The sequence below is a fragment of the Herbaspirillum sp. GW103 genome, assembly GCF_000261365.1.
Lineage (GTDB): Bacteria > Pseudomonadota > Gammaproteobacteria > Burkholderiales > Burkholderiaceae_D > Herbaspirillum.
Window position 1 is genome coordinate 475,220 of sequence record NZ_AJVC01000006.1, and the last position, 20,514, is coordinate 495,733.

The window sequence follows — 20,514 nt, forward strand, 5'->3', positions numbered from 1 at the left end:
GTTCTATCGTATGCCAATTTCTGGCAAATGCAATCCTCATCTGGGAGATTTCAGCGTCCTTCGTCGTAAGGAGCACATCCAGAGCTTGTGGCCGCTTACGACCCTAGCTACCCTCTGGATTCGGCCGGAAGTCATTCTTCGGGCGCCGCATCTTTGTATGGCTGCAGGAAATTGAGGATGTACTCTGTGTCTAAAGCTTTGGGGTCAGCATCCTTTTGGTATTGATGCCGATAAAAGCTAGCTGTAACTCCGTGCTCGCCTAGGACTTTATTCAGCTTCGCCTCCATATTTCGTCCTTTATGGGTCGCAACTATTTCCATTGAGGCAGCAATATATACCTCAGGCGATGAAGAGACATCACTCAATACGATGGAGCGGTAACTTGCCTCGGTTTTTCGGCACTCTATCTCTATCCAGTAGTGAAGTTGACCATCCACGAGAATGCGCAGAACCAGGGCCGTCCGGTAGGTTCGTCGGCGTCGGCCGTCGTCATCTAGGCCCTGATCGATGTAGCGCCAGCAGCGTGCGGGCGGTCGACTTTGTTCTGCGGATCCTTCGGGGAAGAAGAATTGCCACACGTCTAGCTCACCGCGGCGGCCAGCGCGCTTTCCAGCTGCTCCAGACTCGACGGAGACGTTCGCTATTTTCTTTTCGGTCTGGAGTGCTAAAAAAGCCGTCATAACTTGCCCAAAACGTTTCTCCGCTTCCCTGATAACGACCTCTGCGGCACCTTGATCAACGGCATCTCCTTTATTTCTCTGCTCTCCCATAGACACTCTGTCCACAGACCGTGATTCTTTTGGAGGTGCCTTGGGATCGTAAGATTTGCTGCTCTTCTTAGGCATCTTTTCAAGTTTAGGGCCATTGCCGAGAAACGACATTTCGGCAGAGATAACGTCGGTCGGTGTTGTCGCCGCGTCGGCGTCATGATTGTTGTCAACTTCGATCGGTTTCTGTTCCTTCGGCTTCATCGCAGGGACTTGCGAAAAGGGTCTTGGTGCGTCAGTTGCGATCGGCGATTGGCTACGCTCATTGTTGTTGGTTCGTCCATGAAGAATGGTGGGGATCCAACTGGGCCAAGAGTGTTTAACAATTTCGGTTACAAGGAATTTGGAGCGGACAACCCTTTGCTTGTTTTCATCATAGAAGGTCCAATCACGTAGCTTGAAGCCACGCACTTGCACTCGAACATCCTCGGATTCTTTGAATGGAAGGCGCGCACTGGCGTACCAGTTGGGCTTGGTGTCGTGATGGCGCCGCTGAGCGAGAGCGAGGGAGTAAATTTCATTGGCGCGAGTCCGAGCATATTCGTCATGATAGTAAAGCGCCGCCCAACAGGCATATGGGTCTCTCACCTTGGTCTGCAGAACGATGCCCCATTTTCCATCAGCGGTAATTTCCGTTTTCTGACCCGATTCCAGATCTTCTTCATCCGATAAAATGGTGTACATCCTGTCTGGCCAACTGCCATGGCTAAAAGCATTGGCAAAGACCGTCTGCATGCCATAGAACGCCTTGAACATCGTCATTCGCGGAATGATGAAAGATGTATTTTCTCGCTCGATCACTAAGCATTTGGAGTGCTTCATCTGAAAGGGCACTACCGAGTACTCGAACTTGTTCAGGAGCCTGTATGGTCCCCGGGTCCAATTTACTGGTGGCGAAATCGATTGTCCTAGCGAGAATTCTTCTACACCTACTTCGCCACCAGGTATCGAAAAGGTCGCCGAGGCTGACGGCAGATCGCCAATGTGTTCTTGGTCATGAAAGACAGCTCCGATATGCAAGGCCGGAAGCAGACCCGCGAGGACGACTGGATGTCGCTGCATTACTTCCGGCTCAGGGTCACCCTTTGAGCGCTGCCCCAAGACGGTTAGTAGCGCATCATCTTTGAGCCGCGATAGCTCCGTTGCCTTTGAAATCGGGAGCTTTTGCAGTATTACTTTGACCGATGCGGAGTCGGTACCCAAATGAGGGAGCGTGAACTCGTCAATCCATTTAACAAACCAAAAGCGACCGTCTACGGGAAATTCCAGGATTTTCGCGGGGAGTGGCATGCAGTTCTGTGTGGAAATAGATGCCGTAGAGCATATCTCAGTCGCGCTTATTTGTGTTCAGTCGCCCTAATGCGTGGAAATGACAGCCGCCGCCGACCAGCGCCACGGCGGAGGCCGTGTGATGCGGTGCGCGATAGGGGCGTTGGCGCCAGCGATCCATGTCGACACTGCCGCTCAAGGATTGCACCGCCGCTGACTCCAAGGCCTCTTCCAGCGTCATCGGCGGCAGGATGCCGGGAAAGCGCGTGGCCAGCATCGACTTGCCGGCACCGGGTGGCCCGACCAGCAGGATGCTGTGCTGGCCGGCCGCGGCCACTTCCATCGCACGTCGCGCCTGTAACTGCCCTTTGATGTCGCTGAAATCCGGATAGGCCGGCACGTCCACTGCCGACCGTGGCGGGTGCCGCTGCAGCCGGGCCGCAGGGTCGCGCGTACTGAAGTGGCTGCAGACCTCCAGCAAGGACCTGGCGGGAAGGATGTGCGCCTCGGGCAGCAGTGCCGCTTCGTCGGCATTGGCCGCCGGCAGGATGAAGCTGCGTGGCTGGCCGTGGTCCTGGTGCTCCCGCTGGATGGCGCAGGTCATGGCCAGCGCGCCGCGAATGGGCAGCAACTGGCCCGACAGCGACAGCTCTCCCGCATATTCATGATCGTCCAGCCGGTCCGCAGGGATCTGCTCGGAGGCGGCCAGGATGCCCAGCGCAATGGGCAGATCGAAGCGTCCGGATTCCTTGGGCAGGTCGGCCGGAGCGAGGTTGACGGTGATGCGGCGGGCAGGGAATTCAAACCGGGCGTTTTGCAGCGCTGCCCGAACGCGATCACGGGCTTCCTTGACCTCGGCTTCGGGGAGCCCGACGATGGTAAAGGCCGGCAAGCCATTGGCCAGGTGCACCTCGACCGTCACAGGCGGGGCGCTCATGCCGGCCAGGGCGCGGCTGCGCAAGACTGCCAGGCTCATCGCAATGCGCCCGGCAGCTTGTCAGCAGGAAGAAGGGAAGGGGGAGAAAAAGAGAAAAGTGTCCGGGCCAGGATCATGGAGTCTGTTTTTGCTGAGCCTCAAGCTCGGCAACACGCGCTTCCAGCGCCTCCAGGCGGGCACGGGTCTTGGCCAGCACCTGGGCCTGGACGTCGAATTCCTCGCGCGTGACCAGGTCCAGCTTGGCAAAACCCTGACTCAGCATGGCCTTGACGTTCTTCTCGATGTCCTTGGCCGGAGAGTTCTCGATCGCCTTGTTGATCTTGGATTGCAGGTCTTCAAAAAATGGGGGCTTGTCCATGTCGGATCTCCTTGGCTGATAGCTGTACTGCAAGTTTAGCGGTTTCCCGCTCATCCTCAAACCGCGATGTCCTGTACAGACTGCATTTTTGTGCACAGGTGCCGTCACGAGGTTGAATTTTCCTTCGGGAAATGCGCCGACTTGGTGATCCTGGCCTCGCCCGCCACCCACGCACCAAAATGTGATTGCCGCGTCCGATGCAGGTTTGACAAAAAACAAGCAATATCGCACCAATGACGTGCATTGACATCCTTGATGCACTATTTTGAAGCTGTTCTCGAAAAAAATCGTTGCAAATCTCTGGTTTCACGCAAAAAGACAAGTCTGCCTTGCCGAACGGACATGGCACGGCTCCTGCTAAAGGGTCTGGGCAAAGACAAAAAAACGACTTTATTGTTCAAACATAAACCAGAGGGAAAGTCATGAAGAAACTGATTCTTGCAACAGCCATCGCCGCATCCTTCGTTTCTACCGTGGCCCGCGCCGAAGACGCCAAGCCGGATAATGAATTGAGCTTCAACGCCGCCGTGGTGAGCGACTACCGCTACCGCGGCCTGACCCAGACCCGTTTCGACCCGGCGCTGCAGGTTGGTGCTGACTACACGCACAACCCGACTGGTCTGTACGCCGGCACCTGGCTGAGCAACATCAAGTGGATCAAGGACGCCGGCACCCTCACCGGTACCGATACCAAGGGTAATGTCGAGTGGGACATCTACGGCGGCAAGCGCGGTGACATCGGCGGCGGTTTCACCTATGACGTCGGCGGCCTGTACTACTACTACCCGGGCAACACCCTGGCCAACAGCGGCGCCAAGAACGCCAATACCTTCGAACTGTACGGTCAGGTCGGTTACGGTCCGGCCTACTTCAAGTATTCGCAATCGCTGACCAACCTGTTCGGCGCCGTCAACAGCAAGTACAGCCAGTACTTCGACCTGGGTGCCAACATCGAGACCTACTATGGCGTCATGCTCGGTCTGCACCTCGGTCACCAGAACGTGCGTGGCAACCCTGGCCAGTTCAGCTACACCGACTGGAAGGTCGGCCTGTCCAAGACCTTCGACGACGCTGCCGGCATCACCCTGGGCCTGGCCTATGTCGGTACCGACCTGAAGGACGGCGTGACGACCACCCCGGCATCGGATGGCACCAAGAACGTCGGCAAGAACGGCTTCGTCTTCTCCATCAGCAAAACTTTCTAACAAGAGGTTCGTATGAAACTGATCACAGCGATCATCAAACCGTTCAAGCTGGACGAGGTGCGTGAAGCCCTCTCCGCGATCGGTGTGCAAGGCATCACCGTGACTGAAGTCAAGGGCTTCGGTCGTCAGAAAGGCCATACCGAGCTGTATCGCGGTGCCGAGTATGTGGTCGATTTCCTGCCCAAGACCAAGATCGAGGCGGCCGTCGACGACGCCATCGTCGAACGCGCCCTGGAAGCCATCGAGACTGCTGCCCGTACCGGCAAGATCGGCGACGGCAAGATCTTCGTCCAGGACCTGCTGGATGTGATCCGTATCCGCACCGGCGAGACCGGTAAAGACGCTCTGTAAAAAAGGGGAATTCTAATGAGCATGAAGAAAATGTTTTCCGGCGCGCTCGCCATTGGCGCGCTGTTGTTGGCGGTAGGCTTTACCGCTCCGGCCCAGGCGCAGGACGCGCCCAAGCCTGAAGCCGCAGCGGCTGCCGCAGCGGCCCCGGCTGCTGCTCCCGCTGCACCCAAGGCGGAAGCTGCCGCTCCTGCGGCCGCTGCCCCGGCCGCACCGGCTGCTGCTGCTGCCGCGCCGGCACCGGTGCCCAACAAGGGCGATACCGCCTGGATGCTGGTCTGTACCGCCTTCGTCATCCTCATGACCCTGCCTGGCCTGGGTCTGTTCTACGGCGGCCTGGTCCGCAGCAAGAACATGCTGTCGGTGCTGATGCAGTGCTTCATGATCTTCTCGCTGATCTACATCCTGTGGTTCGTCTACGGCTACAGCATCGCGTTCACCGAGGGCAATGCCTTCTTCGGCGGATTCGACCGACTGTTCCTGCACGGCTTGACGGGTGACTCCAACACCGGCACCTTCAGCAAGGGCGTGGTCATTCCGGAACTGGTCTTCGTGGCCTTCCAGGGTGCGTTTGCCGCCATCACCGTGGCGCTGATCATCGGTTCCTTCGCCGAACGCGTGAAGTTCTCGGCGGTGATCCTGTTCTCGATCCTGTGGTTCACCTTCTCCTACCTGCCGATGGCCCACATGGTCTGGTTCTGGCCGGGTCCGGACGCCTTCACCGACGCTGCTGCCGCTGAAAAGGCGACCGCCATCTCGGGCTGGCTGTTCCAGAAGGGCGCGCTGGATTACGCTGGTGGCACCGTGGTGCACATCAACGCCGCCATTGCCGGCCTGGTCGGTTCCTACGTGATCGGCAAGCGTATCGGTTTCGGCAAGGAAGCCTTCAAGCCCCATAGCCTGACCCTGACCATGGTCGGTGCCTCGTTGCTGTGGTTCGGCTGGTTCGGCTTCAACGCCGGTTCCGGTCTGGAAGCCAACGGCACTGCTGCCCTGGCCTTCGTCAACACCATCCTGGCTACTGCTGCCGCTGTTCTGTCCTGGAGCTTCGGCGAATGGATCGGCAAGGGCAAGCCTTCAATGCTGGGTGCCGCTTCCGGTGCCGTCGCTGGCCTGGTGGCGATCACCCCGGCCGCTGGCTTCGTGGGCGTCATCGGCGCCGTGGTCATGGGCCTGATCGCTGGTCTGCTGTGCCTGTGGGGCGTGAGCGGTCTGAAGAAGATCCTGGGTTCGGACGATGCGCTGGATGTCTTCGGCGTGCACGGTGTGGGCGGCATCCTGGGTGCCATCCTGACCGGCGTGTTCGCAGCCCCCAGCCTGGGCGGCACCGGCATCTATGACTACGTGGCCAACGCCGTGGCACCGGATTACTCCATCGGCGGCCAGGTCTGGATCCAGTTCCAGGGCGTGCTGACCACCGTGATCCTGTCGGGTGTGGTCTCCTTCATCGCCTACAAGATCGTCGACGTCGTCATCGGCCTGCGTGTGACCGAGGAAGAAGAACGCGAAGGCCTGGATATCTCCAGCCACGGCGAATCGGCTTACCACTAAGCATCTGTCGTACTGAGTCTGCAGTATTCCTTCGGGGCTGGAAACGGCCTCTTTATCAGGCGCCTTCGGGCGCCTGTTTTCATTTGTAGGCATTTGCACGCGTTTGTACGCGTTCGTACGCTTCACAACATGAAGAAAAGCGCATACTTGTCATATCGCCAAGTTGTCTGCCGGGTTGTCGCTTTTTCGTCATTTTTCTTCATCAAAAAAGCTTTCCCGATGCAATGCCGCGTCGCAGGTGGATAATTCCCGAGTAATTGAGTCGGACTCTTTAAAATGCCGTCTTCATCGCCATGTGAACACTCCCGTCCACGCCTTTGCAGCGACCGTGGCCGGGCCGGGCTTTGCTGAAATGACAACGGCGGTTTCTACCGCGTTGCAACACGGTTTCAGGAATCCGCTAAAATCGACACTCGCTGCCGGCATTTACATCTCGTTAAGGTCTTTTATGGTCCCGCATCTTGTCACCGCTCTCAATGGTCCCCTGCTGGAGCTGGAGAAGAAAATCCTGGGCGCCACGCCGGCCATTGAACGCTGGTTCCGCATGGAGTGGCAGGAGCACACGCCGCCCTTCTATTGCTCGGTCGACCTGCGCAACGCCGGTTTCAAGCTGGCCCCGGTCGACACCAACCTGTTCCCGGGCGGCTTCAACAACCTCTCCCCGGAGATGCTGCCGCTGGCGGTGCAGGCGGCCATGGCGGCCATCGAGAAATACTGTCCGGATGCGCGCAATCTGCTGCTGATCCCGGAAACCCAGCCCGGCAACACCTTCTACCTGCAGAACATCGGCCGTCTGATGCAGATCTTCCGCCAGACCGGCCTGAACGTACGCCTGGGCAGCCTGGCGCCGGGCGCAGCCAAGCCGCAGCAGATCGAGCTGCCCGACGGCACCCATATCACGCTGGAACCGCTGGAGCGCTCGGCCAATGGCCGCCGCCTGGGCCTGAAGAACTTCGATCCCTGCACCGTGCTGCTCAACAATGACCTCTCCAGCGGCATTCCCTCGGTGCTGGAAGGGCTACATGAACAAAGCGTCCTGCCGCCGCTGCATGCGGGCTGGGCGCTGCGCCGCAAGAGCAATCACTTTGCCGCCTACGATGAAGTGGTGAAGAAATTTTCCAAAATGGTCGAGGTCGACCCGTGGATGCTCAATCCGCTCTTCGCCAAGGTTGGCGACATCGATTTCCAGGAGAACACCGGCACCGACGCGCTGGCCGACAGCGTCTCCTCGCTGCTGTCGAAGATCCGCAAGAAGTACAAGGAATACGGCATCAAGGAGCAGCCTTTCGTCTTCATCAAGGCCAATGCCGGCACCTACGGCATGGGCATCATGGCGGTCAAGGATGCCAGCGAGATCAAGGATCTGAACCGCAAGCAGCGCACCGGCATGCTGGCCGGCAAGGAAGGGCTGGAAGTCTCGGAGGTGATCGTGCAGGAAGGCGTGCACTCCTTTGAGCGCATCAACCAGGCCGTGGCCGAGCCGGTGGTCTACATGATCGACCGCTACGTGGTGGGCGGATTCTATCGCGTGCATGCCGAGCGCGGCGTCAATGAAAACCTCAATGCCCCCGGCGCGCATTTCGTGCCGCTGGCCTTCGCCCAGCAGCATGCCCTGCCGGACATGCACGCCAAGCCGGGCACGGCTGCCCCCAACCGTTTCTACATGTATGGCGTGGTGGCGCGGCTGGCCTTGCTGGCCGCCTCGGTGGAGATGGAAAAGACCGACCCCAACCCGGAAGTTTATTAATATCGCGCCCTTGCCAGGCACAACAGGACCCTAGCCTCATGAAAATCGCTTTCCTCGCCGATCCTCTGGAGTCGTTCAAGACGTACAAGGATTCCACCTTCGCCATGATGCGCGAGGCCGCGCGTCGCGGCCACAGTATCTACGCCTTTGAACAGGGCGACCTGGTGCTGGAAAGCGGCCTGGTGACGGCCAATGCCTGCAAGATCACCCTGACCGGTGATGCCGATGACTGGTATCGCGCCGACAAGCCGGCCTCGTCCTTCCTCTCCGAATTCGATGCGGTGATCGTGCGCAAGGATCCGCCCTTCGACATGGAGTACATCTACACCACCTACCTGCTGGAACTGGCCGAGAAGCAGGGCGCGCGCGTATTCAACAAACCGGCAGCGATCCGCAGCCACAACGAGAAGCTGGCCATCGCCCAGTTCCCGCAGTACACCGCGCCGACCCTGGTCACGCGCGACGCCAGGCGTCTGCGCGCCTTCCACGGCGAGCACCAGGACGTGATCCTGAAACCCCTCGATGGCATGGGCGGCATGGGCATCTTCCGCGTCAAGGCCGATGGCATGAACCTGGGCTCCATCATCGAAACCCTGACCGACAACGGTCAACGCACGATCATGGCACAGCGTTTCATTCCCCAGATCAGCGCAGGCGACAAGCGCATTCTCCTCATCGGCGGCAAGGTGGTGCCCAATGTGCTGGCACGCATTCCGCAGGGCAACGAGGTGCGCGGCAACCTGGCTGCGGGCGGTTTGGGCAAAGCGCAGCCGGCATCGGCACGCGACATCGAGATCGGCGAGGCGCTCGGTCCGATCTTGTATCAACGTGGCCTGTTGCTGGTAGGATTGGATGCGATCGGCGACTATCTCACCGAAATCAACGTGACCAGCCCGACCTGCTTCCAGGAAATCACCGAGCAGACCGGGTTTGATGTGGCGGCGATGTTCGTGGATGCACTGGAGGCAGCCGCAGGGGCAGCAGAGGCAACAGGGTCGGTCCGATAATGGGATCGACAGAGCATGACGGGCTGCTCGGGGAAAAGCGCGTCGCATCAGATGGCAACAATTCCATGGTTGGTATTCTTCTCTTGACGCACGCCCCGCTGGGGCAAGCTTTCCTGGCCGCCGCCACGCACGTCTTCCGCGGCCGTCCCGAACGGATGGAGGCGATCGACGTGATCGCCGACCAGAACCCGGCGGAGGTGCAAAAACTGGCCATCGAGGCCGTCGGTCGCCTCGATGATGGCAGCGGCGTACTGGTCATCACCGATGTCATGGGCGGCACGCCCTCCAACTGTACGGGCTTCCTGTGCGGATTGGGCAACGTGCAGGTGATCGCCGGCATCAGCCTGCCCATGTTGCTGCGGGCGCTGACCTACCGTAACGACACGCTGGATGTGGTGGTTGAAATGGCGCTGGCAGGCGGCCAGAATGGTGCGGTGCGCATCGACAACCGCATCCGGGTGGCGGCGTCGGCGTGAACCTTGCGCCTGGCCGCATCGAACCGCGCCAACACGATAAAAACGAAAGCAGAACATGATTCAAAAAGAACTCGAAATCGTCAACAAGCTGGGCCTGCACGCGCGCGCCTCGGCCAAGCTCACCCAGCTGGCCGGCAAGTTCAAGAGCGAAGTCTGGCTGACCTTCAACAAGCGCCGCGTCAATGCCAAGTCCATCATGGGCGTGATGATGCTGGCCGCCGGCAAGGGCAGCATCGTCACCCTGGAAACCGAGGGCGCCGACGAGCAGGAATGCTTCACCGCACTGGAAACGCTGATTGCCGACAAGTTCGGCGAAGGCCAGTAATCCCCTTCACTGCACTTGCGGTATTGCGCCGCAACATCGCGGCATGGCTGGAATGCTTCTTGCGACATGTCAATGCCCGTGCATTTCCTGTGCGGGCTGAAACAATGTTCATATACGCTGCTTGTCCTATAGTCTTTGGCGCAGCCCGCCCGGTCGTGATTGCCAAATCATTATTTGTTCGGTAACTTGCTTGAGCTACCGCGCGCTGGCAACACGGCGGACTATAAGAAAACAGGCAGGAGATACGCGATGGCTTCATTCAGCTTACATGGAATCGCGGTGTCGCAAGGCATCGCCATCGGACGCGCGCACTTGATGGCGCCGGCCGCACTGGACGTCAAACATTACCTGATCGCACCCGACCAGGTCGAGGCCGAGATCGGGCGCCTGAAGAGCGCGGTCAAGGCGGTGCACCAGGAACTTCATATCATCCGTTCCGAACTGCCCAAGGATGCGCCGCCCGAACTGGGCGCCTTCATCGATGTGCATTCATTGATTCTGTCGGACCCGATGCTGGCCGAGGTGCCGCAGGACATCATCCGCCATCGCTACTACAACGCCGAATGGGCGCTGGTGACGCAGATCGAGGAATTGTCGGCGCAGTTCGACGAGATCGAGGATCCCTACCTGCGCGAGCGCAAGGCCGACATCCAGCAGGTCGGCGAGCGCATCCTCAAGGTCCTCACCGGCAGCGCCGGCCAACTGCCACCTACCGGCGAAGCCGCCGCCAACATCATCGTGGTGGCCCACGACATCTCGCCGGCCGACATGCTGCAGTTCCGCGAGAGCGCCTTCGCCGGCTTCGTCACCGATCTGGGCGGTCCCAATTCGCATACCGCCATCGTGGCCCGCAGCCTGGCCATTCCGGCGGCCGTGGGCATGCACAATGCTTCGGTGCTGGTCAAGCACGACGATGTGCTCATCATCGATGGCGATGCCGGCGTGGTCATCGTCGATCCTTCCCCGCTGGTGCTGGCGCAGTATCGCGCGCGCCAGGAACGCCTGCTGCGCGAGCGGAAGAAACTTTCACGTCTCAAGAAAACCCCGGCCATCACTCAGGATGGCGAACCCATCACGTTGCTGGCCAACATCGAGTTGCCCAACGATGCCGCCAATGCCTTCGAGGCCGGCGCCATGGGGATCGGTCTGTTCCGTTCGGAATTCCTGTTCATGGGGCGCGCCGGTCATCTGGAAAAATTCCCCAGCGAGGATGAACAGTTCGAGTCCTACAAGCAGGCCGTCATCGCCATGAAGGGCAGGGTGGTCACCATCCGTACCCTGGACGTGGGCGCCGACAAGCCGCTGGACGAGGACGAGGAAACGGCCCTGAACCCGGCACTGGGCTTGCGTGCGATCCGCTATTGCCTGTCCGAGCCGCAGATGTTTCTGACGCAGTTGCGCGCCATCCTGCGTGCCTCGGCTTATGGTCCCATCAAGCTGCTGGTGCCAATGATGGCGCATGCCTTCGAGATCGACCAGACGCTGGCCATGATCGAACAGGCCAAGCAGCAACTGCGCGAGCGCAAGCAGAAGTTCGATGAAGAGATCCCGGTCGGTGCCATGATCGAGATCCCGGCGGCGGCGCTGGCGCTGCCCTTGTTCATCAAGCGGCTGGACTTTCTCTCCATCGGCACCAATGACCTGATCCAGTACACTCTGGCCATCGACCGCGTAGACCACGAGGTGGCGCATCTCTACGACCCGCTGCATCCGGCGGTGCTGTTCCTGCTCTCCACCGTCATCACCCAGGGGCGCAAGGCCGGCATTCCGGTCTCGGTGTGCGGCGAAATGGCCGGTGATCTCAAATGGACGCGCCTGCTGCTGGGCATGGGGCTGCTGGAATTCTCCATGCACCCCTCGCAGATCCTGTCGGTGAAGAATGAGATCTTGAACAGCGACCTGCGCCTGCTGGAACCGCAGGTCAAGAAGGTGCTGCGCGCCAGCGAACCGGCTGCCATCGCGGCGGCCATGGCGCAGTTGCAGGCGCTGCAGGCCGAACCGGCCATGGCCGAGGCCAGGGTCGCGACGCGCCGCCGTTAAGCGGCATCGCGCATGCCGGGCAGGGCCGTTTGACGGGTCTGCCCGACTTGGGTATTCTTACGCCACTGCGCCGATTTGAACGGTTTGACCAACTTCAGCTTGCGGGCGCCGGGATACTGATCCCATCTAAATGCGGCTAAAGCGAGCTTGGATCAGCTGTTTCTCCCAAGACTGCCCCGCCCCATCGATGAGTGAGCCCGCAAGCAATGCTTCCGGGCTTTTTTGTTGCCCGCGCACGAGACTGGCCACCCCGCCCGGCGAAGCGACCGCCAGCATCGCTCGCACCGAGCCCCCTGGCGCCGAGTCACTTACGCAGAACAATCATGTCGATGGCAATCGTATCGCCCCAGGTCATGCACTTCGCCGAGCCGCTGCCGCTGCAGAGCGGCGCCTCGCTGGCGGACTACTCGCTGACCTATGAAACCTACGGCACCCTCAATGCCGACAAATCCAATGCCGTGCTGGTCTGCCACGCGCTCAATGCCTCCCATCACGTGGCCGGCGTCTATGCCGACGATCCTGACAACGTCGGCTGGTGGGACAACATGGTCGGTCCCGGCAAGTCCCTGGATACGGACCGCTTCTTCGTCATCGGTGTCAACAACCTGGGTTCCTGTTTCGGCTCGACCGGCCCGATGCACCCCAACCCGGCCACCGGCAAGCCCTATGGCGCCGATTTCCCGGTGGTGACGGTGGAAGACTGGGTCAACGCCCAGGCGCGCCTGGCCGACCGGCTCGGCATCGCCTGCTTCGCCGCCGTCATGGGTGGCTCGCTGGGCGGCATGCAGGCGCTGGCCTGGAGCATGATGTATCCGGATCGCCTGCGTCACTGTCTGGTGATCGCCTCCACGCCCAAACTGTCGGCCCAGAACATCGCCTTCAACGATGTGGCGCGGCAGGCCATCCTGACCGATCCGCAGTATCACGGTGGCGATTTCTATGCGCATGGCGTGGTGCCCAAGAATGGCTTGCGGGTGGCGCGCATGGTGGGGCATATCACCTATCTGTCGGATGACGACATGGCCGAGAAATTCGGCCGCGACCTGCGCTCGGGGCAGTATCAGTTCGGCTATGGCGTGGATTTCGAGATCGAGTCCTACCTGCGTTACCAGGGCGACAAGTTCTCGACCTATTTCGACGCCAACACCTATCTGCTCATCACCAAGGCGCTGGACTATTTCGACCCGGCCCAGGAATTCGGCGGCGATCTGGCCAAGGCGTTCGCCCGTACCCGGGCCAAGTTCCTGCTGGTGTCCTTCACCACGGACTGGCGCTTCTCGCCCGAACGCAGCCGCGAGATGGTGCAGGCGCTGGTGGCCAACAAGCGCCGCGTGAGCTATGCCGAAATCGACGCCCCGCACGGGCATGACGCCTTCCTGCTGGACGATGCGCGCTACATGAAGGTGGTGCGCGAATACTACGGAAGTATCTGGACTGAACTGCAGCAGGAGGGCCGCGCATGACTTTCGAACAATTGAGCGCACTGCGCCCCGACCTGGCCTTCATTGCCCACTGGGTGCGCGAGAAGTCGCAGGTGCTGGACCTGGGTTGCGGCGATGGCGTGATGCTGGATTATTTGCAGAGCGACAAGGGCTGTACCGGCTACGGGGTGGAGATCGACGATGCGCAGATTCCCAAGTGCGTGGCACGCAATGTCTCGGTGATCCAGCAGGACCTCAATGGCGGTCTGGCCATGTTCGAGGACAATGCCTTCGATACCGTGCTGTGCCTGTCTGCGCTGCAGATGGTCAAGGATGTGGAGGGGACCCTGCGCGAAATCGCCCGGGTCGGGCGCGAGGTGACGGTGTCCTTCCCCAACTTTGCCTACTGGCCGCACCGCGTGGCGCTCTTGCGCGGGCGCATGCCGGTGTCCAGGAGCCTGCCGTACCAGTGGTATGATACGCCGAACCTGCGCTGCGCCACGATCCGCGACTTCGAGGCGCTGGCCAACGAGCTGGGGCTGGAAGTGCTGGAATGCGTCGCCCTGAAGGACGGCAAACCGGTGCGCTACTTCCCCAACTGGCGCGGCAGCCTGGCGGTGTTCAGGCTGCGCAAGCGCTAGCCGGAAATTTGCAGAAAGCTTCACCATGTCCCGCAGACGCCGGCCCGGCAGCGCCCACCGCTGGCCACCGGCGTTTTTTGTTTCATCTTCCGCGTTTTTCGAGCCGAGCCGCCCCACCTTATGACCGCACCCGCCGCTTCCTGGCATCAATACCTGAACCGGCGCATGCTGATCTGCGTCTTCCTTGGGTTCACCTCCGGCCTGCCGCTGTTCATCCTGCTGAGCCTGTTGCAGGCCTGGCTGGCCAAGTCCGGGCTGAACGTCAAGACCCTCGGGCTGTTCGCGCTGGTGATGTTCCCCTATACATGGAAATTCGTCTGGTCGCCGCTGATGGACCGCTTCCACTTCGGGCGCATGGGCCGACGGCGTGGCTGGATGGTGTCCACGCAGCTGCTGCTGTTCCTGGCCATTGGCGGCATGGGCATGCTCGACCCGCTCTCCGACGTCAGCACGATTGCCATCATGGCCTCGGTGGTGGCCTTCCTCTCGGCCAGCCAGGACATCGCCATCGATGCCTACCGGCGCGAGATCCTGCCCGAAGCCGAACTGGGCCTGGGCAGTGCCATCCACGTCAATGCCTACAAGCTCTCCGGCATGGTGCCGGGCGCGCTGTCGCTGGTGCTGGCCGATCAGCTGCCCTGGCCGACGGTGTTCTGGATCACGGCGGCCTTCATGCTGCCGGGGCTGCTGTGCTCGCTGGTAGTCAAGGAACCCAAGGTCTATGGCACCCCGCCCAAGAATCTATATGAAGCCGTGGTGCTGCCGTTCCGTGAATTCATCGCCCGTGGCGGCTGGGGCAATGCGCTGTGGGTGTTGGGCTTCATCTTCCTCTACAAGCTGGGCGACAGCATGGCCACCGCCCTGGCCACCAAGTTCTATATCGACCTGGGCTTTTCAATGACCGAGATCGGCGTGGTCTCCAAGACCACCAGCCTGTGGGCCAGCGTGGCTGGTGGCATCCTCGGCGGCATCTGGATGGTGCGGCTGGGTATCAACCGGGGTTTGTGGGTGTTCGGGGTGCTGCAGGCCATTCCTATCCTGGGCTTTGCCTGGCTGGCCCACGTCGGTGCCAGCCTGCCGGTGCTGGCGGTGGTGATCGGGGTGGAAGCCTTTGGCGTGGGGCTGGGTACCACGGCCTTCGTGGCCTACATCATGCGCGAGACCGATCCACGTTATACGGCGACGCAGTTCGCCTTGTTCACCAGTTTGATGGCCGTGCCGCGTACTTTTGTGAATTCTTCGGTCGGATATATCGTCGCCGACACCGGCTGGTTAAATTTTTTTCTAATTTGTTTCGTTCTGGCCTTGCCTGGAATGCTGATGTTGCCTAGAATTGCGCCCTGGAATGAAAAGCCGGTTGAGTCGCAGACACAAAAAGCCTGAAGATTCGAAAAAACGTCGCGGGTCGTTCCTCTGAGAAATATCCGGCAGTCGATAAAATATTTGGCGTTGAAGCGAAAATTTATTTGACAGTCCAGCGATGTTCCTCTATAGTTTTGAGTTCCCTGCACGGAGAGGTGGCCGAGTGGTTAATGGCAGCAGACTGTAAATCTGCCCTCTTACGAGTACGCTGGTTCGAATCCAGCCCTCTCCACCATTAGGCCGGGAGTCAAAGCAGTCTGCAGTACATACGCGATCGAAAGACGCGGCGGTTGTGAAGTGAACGTTGTTTCCTCGCGGGTGTAGCTCAATGGTAGAGCTGAAGCCTTCCAAGCTTAAGACGAGGGTTCGATTCCCTTCACCCGCTCCAAGTTTTGGTCCGGCTGCATGTTTGGTTGTTGTGCAGTCGGAAAAATGCCCTTGTAGCTCAGTGGTAGAGCACTCCCTTGGTAAGGGAGAGGCCACGTGTTCAATCCACGTCAAGGGCACCAGTTTCTCGTCGTATCGCTGACAAGTCAGTAATCAGTCGGGCGTGTTGCCTGGACATTCTCATCAAATTTAGGAGTCTAAGATGGCAAAAGGCAAGTTTGAACGGACCAAGCCGCACGTGAACGTCGGCACCATCGGTCACGTTGACCACGGCAAGACCACCCTGACCGCTGCAATCGCAACCGTTCTGTCGAAGAAGTTCGGCGGCGAAGCGAAGGCCTACGACCAGATCGACGCAGCGCCTGAAGAAAAGGCGCGCGGCATCACCATCAACACCGCGCACGTCGAATACGAAACCGCAAACCGCCACTACGCGCACGTTGACTGTCCAGGCCACGCCGACTATGTGAAGAACATGATCACCGGCGCAGCCCAGATGGACGGCGCGATCCTGGTGTGCTCGGCCGCTGACGGCCCGATGCCTCAGACCCGTGAACACATCCTGCTGTCGCGTCAGGTTGGCGTTCCTTACATCATCGTCTTCCTGAACAAGGCTGACATGGTGGACGACGCTGAACTGCTGGAACTGGTGGAAATGGAAGTCCGCGAACTGCTGTCGAAGTACGAGTTCCCTGGCGACGACCTGCCCATCGTGAAGGGTTCGGCCAAGCTGGCGCTGGAAGGCGACACCGGTCCTCTGGGCGAGCAAGCCATCATGGCCCTGGCAGAAGCCCTGGACACCTACATCCCGACCCCGGAACGTGCCGTTGACGGTACCTTCCTGATGCCGGTGGAAGACGTGTTCTCGATCTCCGGCCGTGGCACCGTGGTGACCGGTCGCGTTGAGCGCGGCATCATCAAGGTCGGCGAAGAAATCGAAATCGTCGGTATCGCTGACACCCAGAAGACCACCTGCACCGGCGTGGAAATGTTCCGCAAGCTGCTGGATCAAGGTCAGGCTGGCGACAACGTTGGCGTGCTGCTGCGCGGCACCAAGCGTGAAGACGTGCAGCGTGGCCAGGTTCTGGCCAAGCCGGGTTCGATCAAGCCGCACAAGCACTTCACCGGCGAGATCTATGTTCTGTCGAAGGATGAAGGCGGCCGTCACACCCCGTTCTTCAACAACTACCGTCCGCAGTTCTACTTCCGTACCACCGACGTGACCGGTGCGATCGAACTGCCGAAGGACAAGGAAATGGTCATGCCGGGCGACAACGTGTCGATCACCGTGCAACTGATCAACCCGATTGCCATGGAAGAAGGCCTGCGCTTCGCTATCCGTGAAGGCGGCCGTACCGTCGGCGCCGGCGTGGTTGCCAAGATCTTCGACTAAGATCAAGCTGTAAAACACATTGCCGCGGTGCGTAACGTATCGCGGCATTCGTGTCTCAATCGCGAGTTTTTGTAGGGGCGTAGCTCAATTGGCAGAGCGTCGGTCTCCAAAACCGAAGGTTGGGGGTTCGATGCCCTCCGCCCCTGCCACCGAATCTGGTGCAGGGTACTGAAAGTAAATATGTCTAGCCAGCCAGTTCAAACCGTCAACACCTCCAACGACAAGATCAAGATCGCATTGGCGATCGTGGCTGTGGTTGCGGGCGTGGTCGGTTTTTTTGTGTTGTCTGATCAGTCGACTCCGGTGCGCGCTGCCGCCCTGGTCGCCGGTCTGCTGGTGGCAGTGGCGTTTGCCTGGACCTCTGCACAAGGCCGCGGCTTCGTCGGTTTCGCCAAGGAATCCGTGCGCGAAACCAAGAAAGTCGTCTGGCCAACCCGCAAGGAAGCCATGCAGATCACCGGGGTGGTGTTCGCCTTCGTGCTGATCATGGCCATCTTCCTGTGGGGTACGGACAAGTTGCTCGAGTTCCTGTTGTACGACGTAATTTTGGGCTGGAAATAACATGAGCGATAGCACGCAAGACAGCGCACCGATTGGTGCGCAAAGCGTTTCAAGCGCCGGAAACAAGCGCTGGTACGTGGTGCATGCGTATTCCGGCATGGAAAAGAGCGTGCAACGCGCGCTGACCGAGCGCATCAACCGCGCCGGCATGCAAGACCAGTTCGGCCAGATCCTGGTGCCGACTGAAGAAGTCGTGGATATGAAGAATGGTCACAAGTCCGTGACCGAACGTCGTTTCTTCCCGGGCTACGTCCTGGTCGAGATGGAAATGACGGACGAAACCTGGCACTTGGTGAAGAATACCGCCAAAGTGACCGGTTTCATCGGTGGCAAGTCGAATCGTCCGACCCCGCTGCCGCAGCGTGAAGTGGACTCGCTGCTCCGCCAGATGCAGGAAGGCGTCGAGAAGCCCCGTCCAAAGGTGCTCTACGAAGTGGGCGAAATGGTCCGCATCAAGGAAGGTCCGTTCACCGACTTCAACGGCAACGTCGAGGAAGTGAACTACGAGAAATCGCGCGTGCGCGTCTCGGTCACCATCTTCGGTCGCGCCACCCCGGTCGAACTCGAATTCGGCCAACTGGAAAAAGTCTGATCCCGCCTTCCGGAATCCCGCCTTTCCCTGTCAAGTTTTCAACGCCTGCTGGAGCGTACCGGACAAATCATCGTCCGCCAATTCAGCATTCCGAGGAGCCCGAGTAAGACGCCGCAAGGCCGATGAAACGGCGCTACAACTCAATCAATAAGGAGCCGTCATGGCAAAGAAGATTATTGGTTTTATCAAGCTGCAAGTGCCAGCTGGTAAAGCGAACCCGTCCCCCCCGATCGGCCCGGCCCTGGGTCAGCGCGGTCTGAACATCATGGAGTTCTGCAAGGCCTTCAACGCCCAGACCCAAGGTGTCGAACCGGGTCTGCCGATTCCGGTCGTGATCACCGCCTTCGCGGACAAGTCCTTCACCTTCGTGATGAAGACGCCGCCGGCGACCATCCTGATCAAGAAGGCTGCCGGTATCCAGAAGGGTTCCGCCAAGCCGCATACCGACAAGGTCGGCAAGATCACCCGCAAGCAAGCGGAAGAGATCGCAACCCAGAAGAAGCCGGACCTGACCGCTGCTGATCTGGAAGCTGCCGTGCGTACCATCGCTGGTTCCGCACGTTCGATGGGCATCACGGTGGAGGGTCTGTAATGGCTAAGGTATCCAAGCGCGTCAAGGCAATGAAGGAAAAGGTCGATCGTACCAAGGCCTATCCGTTCGACAACGCCGTTTCCCTGATCAAGGAATTTGCAACCGCCAAGTTCAACGAATCGATCGACGTCGCCGTCCAGCTGGGCGTGGACGCGAAGAAGTCGGACCAAGTGGTCCGTGGTTCGGTGGTGCTGCCTGCCGGTACCGGCAAGACCGTTCGCGTGGCCGTGTTCGCCTCCGGCGACAAGGCTGAAGCTGCCAAGGCAGCTGGCGCTGACGTGGTCGGCATGGAAGACCTGGCAGAGCGCGTGAAGGCCGGCGACATGCCGTTCGACATCGTCATCGCTTCGCCCGACACCATGCGTATCGTCGGTACCCTGGGTCAGATCCTGGGTCCCCGTGGCCTGATGCCTAACCCGAAGGTTGGCACCGTGACCCCGGACGTGGCCACTGCCGTCAAGAACGCCAAGGCTGGTCAAGTGCAATACCGTACCGACAAGTCCGGTATCATCCACGCCACCATCGGCCGCAAGTCGTTCTCCGACGCCGATCTGAAGGCCAACCTGCTGGCCCTGATCGATGCCCTGAACAAGGCCAAGCCGGCCAGCAGCAAGGGTGTGTACCTGCGCAAGATCGCTCTGTCGTCCACCATGGGCGCTGGCGTTCGCGTGGACCAGGCTTCCCTGGCTGCCTAAGCAAGCAATACAGTCCCCGTTTCCGTGAGGAAGCGGGGCATCTCTTTGGGCTGTCGCCGTTGAGCAATCGGTGGCGGCAGGCCTTCAAAGACCGTTGGGCGGAAGCCGGCAGCAACAAGCCGGACGAAGTTAAAAACGCTGAACGCAAGTTCAGTGGACCCAACGCAGATGGTGAACCCGAGCAAGTTTCGTAGTCTCAGGCAGCATATTCAGTTTTGCCCTATGCTGCAGTGAACTCCTAAACGTCGGACGCCGTGTTCGAACCGGTGCAAGGCAAGCAGGCAGTGGCCTGTGTAGTGGCCGAGTACTATTTTTGGAGGTTGATCTTGAGTCTCAATCTGAATGACAAGAAGGCCGTCGTCGCCGAAGTTTCCGCAAAGGTAGCATCTGCGCAAACGATCGTCGTGGCCGAATACCGTGGCATCCAGGTTGGTTCCTTGACGCAACTGCGCGCACAAGCGCGTGCCCAAGGCGTGTACCTGCGCGTGTTGAAAAACACGCTGGCTCGTCGCGCTGTTGAAGGCACGAAGTTTGCCGACCTCGCCCCGCAACTGACCGGTCCGCTGATCTACTCGATCTCGGAAGATGCCGTGGCCGCTGCCAAAGTCCTGTCGGACTTTGCCAAGACCAACGACAAGCTGGTTGTGAAGGCAGGTAACTACGAAGGCAAGCAGCTGGACAAGGCTGCTGTGGCTTCGCTGGCAAACATCCCGTCTCGCGAAGTTCTGCTGGCCCAGGTTCTGGGCATGATGCAGGCTCCGGTGTCGGGCTTTGCGCGCGCTCTGGCTGCCCTGGCAGCCAAGAAGGAAGCCGAAGCCGCATGAGGCACGGCCGCTTGAA

At 59.9% G+C, this 20,514-nt stretch carries 19 protein-coding genes, 4 tRNA genes and 1 pseudogene; 21 read left to right on the top strand and 3 right to left on the bottom strand.

The window, feature by feature from the left end; genetic code table 11:
* Window positions 1-131: 131 nt before the first annotated feature.
* The 3 genes and pseudogenes from GWL_RS20670 to GWL_RS20680 all read right to left on the bottom strand — a co-directional run bounded on the left by GWL_RS20670 (window position 132) and on the right by GWL_RS20680 (window position 3,331).
* Window positions 132-2,057 carry a hypothetical protein gene (locus tag GWL_RS20670; RefSeq protein ID WP_008334073.1) on the bottom strand — a complete coding sequence of 642 codons (1,926 nt, stop codon included), beginning with the start codon at window positions 2,055-2,057 and terminating at the stop codon, window positions 132-134.
* 85 nt (window positions 2,058-2,142) lie between these two features.
* Window positions 2,143-3,012, bottom strand: a pseudogene (locus GWL_RS20675) (YifB family Mg chelatase-like AAA ATPase); the annotation flags it as partial.
* Window positions 3,013-3,085: 73 nt separating this feature from the next.
* The gene (locus tag GWL_RS20680) at window positions 3,086-3,331 is read right to left on the bottom strand and encodes an accessory factor UbiK family protein (protein WP_008334075.1); all 246 of its coding nucleotides are present in this window, start codon (window positions 3,329-3,331) and stop codon (window positions 3,086-3,088) included.
* A gap of 422 nt (window positions 3,332-3,753) precedes the next feature.
* On the opposite strand from GWL_RS20680, the gene GWL_RS20685 reads away from it, so the two are divergent.
* The 21 genes from GWL_RS20685 to rplJ all read left to right on the top strand — a co-directional run bounded on the left by GWL_RS20685 (window position 3,754) and on the right by rplJ (window position 20,498).
* On the top strand, window positions 3,754-4,536 hold the full coding sequence (locus GWL_RS20685) for a TorF family putative porin (RefSeq protein ID WP_008334077.1): 783 nt from the start codon (window positions 3,754-3,756) through the stop codon (window positions 4,534-4,536).
* A gap of 12 nt (window positions 4,537-4,548) precedes the next feature.
* Window positions 4,549-4,887, top strand: a complete 339-nt coding sequence (locus tag GWL_RS20690; protein WP_006713297.1) for a P-II family nitrogen regulator — start codon at window positions 4,549-4,551, stop codon at window positions 4,885-4,887.
* Between the two features lie 15 nt (window positions 4,888-4,902).
* On the top strand, window positions 4,903-6,435 hold the full coding sequence (locus tag GWL_RS20695; RefSeq protein WP_008334080.1) for an ammonium transporter: 1,533 nt from the start codon (window positions 4,903-4,905) through the stop codon (window positions 6,433-6,435).
* A gap of 448 nt (window positions 6,436-6,883) precedes the next feature.
* Window positions 6,884-8,182: a glutamate--cysteine ligase gene (gshA, locus tag GWL_RS20700; protein WP_008334081.1), complete on the top strand. Its 1,299-nt coding sequence runs from the start codon at window positions 6,884-6,886 to the stop codon at window positions 8,180-8,182.
* Between the two features lie 38 nt (window positions 8,183-8,220).
* Window positions 8,221-9,189 carry a glutathione synthase gene (gene gshB, locus GWL_RS20705; RefSeq protein WP_008334082.1) on the top strand — a complete coding sequence of 323 codons (969 nt, stop codon included), beginning with the start codon at window positions 8,221-8,223 and terminating at the stop codon, window positions 9,187-9,189.
* Window positions 9,190-9,254: 65 nt separating this feature from the next.
* Window positions 9,255-9,665 carry a PTS sugar transporter subunit IIA gene (locus tag GWL_RS20710; RefSeq protein WP_008334083.1) on the top strand — a complete coding sequence of 137 codons (411 nt, stop codon included), beginning with the start codon at window positions 9,255-9,257 and terminating at the stop codon, window positions 9,663-9,665.
* Between the two features lie 55 nt (window positions 9,666-9,720).
* Window positions 9,721-9,990: an HPr family phosphocarrier protein gene (locus tag GWL_RS20715; protein ID WP_008334084.1), complete on the top strand. Its 270-nt coding sequence runs from the start codon at window positions 9,721-9,723 to the stop codon at window positions 9,988-9,990.
* A gap of 249 nt (window positions 9,991-10,239) precedes the next feature.
* Window positions 10,240-12,030: a phosphoenolpyruvate--protein phosphotransferase gene (ptsP, locus tag GWL_RS20720; RefSeq protein WP_008334085.1), complete on the top strand. Its 1,791-nt coding sequence runs from the start codon at window positions 10,240-10,242 to the stop codon at window positions 12,028-12,030.
* 323 nt (window positions 12,031-12,353) lie between these two features.
* The gene (locus tag GWL_RS20725; RefSeq protein ID WP_008334086.1) at window positions 12,354-13,493 is read left to right on the top strand and encodes a homoserine O-acetyltransferase; all 1,140 of its coding nucleotides are present in this window, start codon (window positions 12,354-12,356) and stop codon (window positions 13,491-13,493) included.
* Window positions 13,490-14,092 carry a methionine biosynthesis protein MetW gene (gene metW / locus GWL_RS20730; RefSeq protein ID WP_008334087.1) on the top strand — a complete coding sequence of 201 codons (603 nt, stop codon included), beginning with the start codon at window positions 13,490-13,492 and terminating at the stop codon, window positions 14,090-14,092. The genes GWL_RS20725 and metW overlap by 4 nt, the downstream gene beginning before the upstream one ends.
* Before the next feature lie 120 nt (window positions 14,093-14,212).
* Entirely contained in the window at window positions 14,213-15,475 is a 1,263-nt protein-coding gene (locus GWL_RS20735) for an AmpG family muropeptide MFS transporter (RefSeq protein ID WP_008334088.1), read from the top strand.
* A gap of 128 nt (window positions 15,476-15,603) precedes the next feature.
* Window positions 15,604-15,689, top strand: a tRNA-Tyr gene (locus GWL_RS20740).
* A gap of 79 nt (window positions 15,690-15,768) precedes the next feature.
* Window positions 15,769-15,842 (top strand) — tRNA-Gly (locus tag GWL_RS20745).
* A gap of 46 nt (window positions 15,843-15,888) precedes the next feature.
* A tRNA-Thr gene (locus GWL_RS20750) sits at window positions 15,889-15,963 on the top strand.
* 80 nt (window positions 15,964-16,043) lie between these two features.
* Complete coding sequence (tuf, locus tag GWL_RS20755; protein ID WP_008334097.1) at window positions 16,044-17,234, top strand: elongation factor Tu; 1,191 nt, start codon at window positions 16,044-16,046, stop codon at window positions 17,232-17,234.
* A gap of 73 nt (window positions 17,235-17,307) precedes the next feature.
* Window positions 17,308-17,383, top strand: a tRNA-Trp gene (locus GWL_RS20760).
* Window positions 17,384-17,414: 31 nt separating this feature from the next.
* Window positions 17,415-17,795, top strand: a complete 381-nt coding sequence (gene secE / locus GWL_RS20765) for a preprotein translocase subunit SecE (protein WP_008334099.1) — start codon at window positions 17,415-17,417, stop codon at window positions 17,793-17,795.
* Window position 17,796: 1 nt separating this feature from the next.
* Window positions 17,797-18,387 carry a transcription termination/antitermination protein NusG gene (gene nusG / locus GWL_RS20770; RefSeq protein WP_008334101.1) on the top strand — a complete coding sequence of 197 codons (591 nt, stop codon included), beginning with the start codon at window positions 17,797-17,799 and terminating at the stop codon, window positions 18,385-18,387.
* Window positions 18,388-18,547: 160 nt separating this feature from the next.
* Entirely contained in the window at window positions 18,548-18,979 is a 432-nt protein-coding gene (gene rplK / locus GWL_RS20775) for a 50S ribosomal protein L11 (protein ID WP_007875265.1), read from the top strand.
* Window positions 18,979-19,674, top strand: a complete 696-nt coding sequence (rplA, locus tag GWL_RS20780) for a 50S ribosomal protein L1 (RefSeq protein WP_008334113.1) — start codon at window positions 18,979-18,981, stop codon at window positions 19,672-19,674. Before rplK ends, rplA begins: the two co-directional genes overlap by 1 nt.
* Before the next feature lie 326 nt (window positions 19,675-20,000).
* Window positions 20,001-20,498: a 50S ribosomal protein L10 gene (rplJ, locus tag GWL_RS20785; RefSeq protein ID WP_034351747.1), complete on the top strand. Its 498-nt coding sequence runs from the start codon at window positions 20,001-20,003 to the stop codon at window positions 20,496-20,498.
* The last annotated feature ends 16 nt before the right edge of the window (window positions 20,499-20,514 follow it).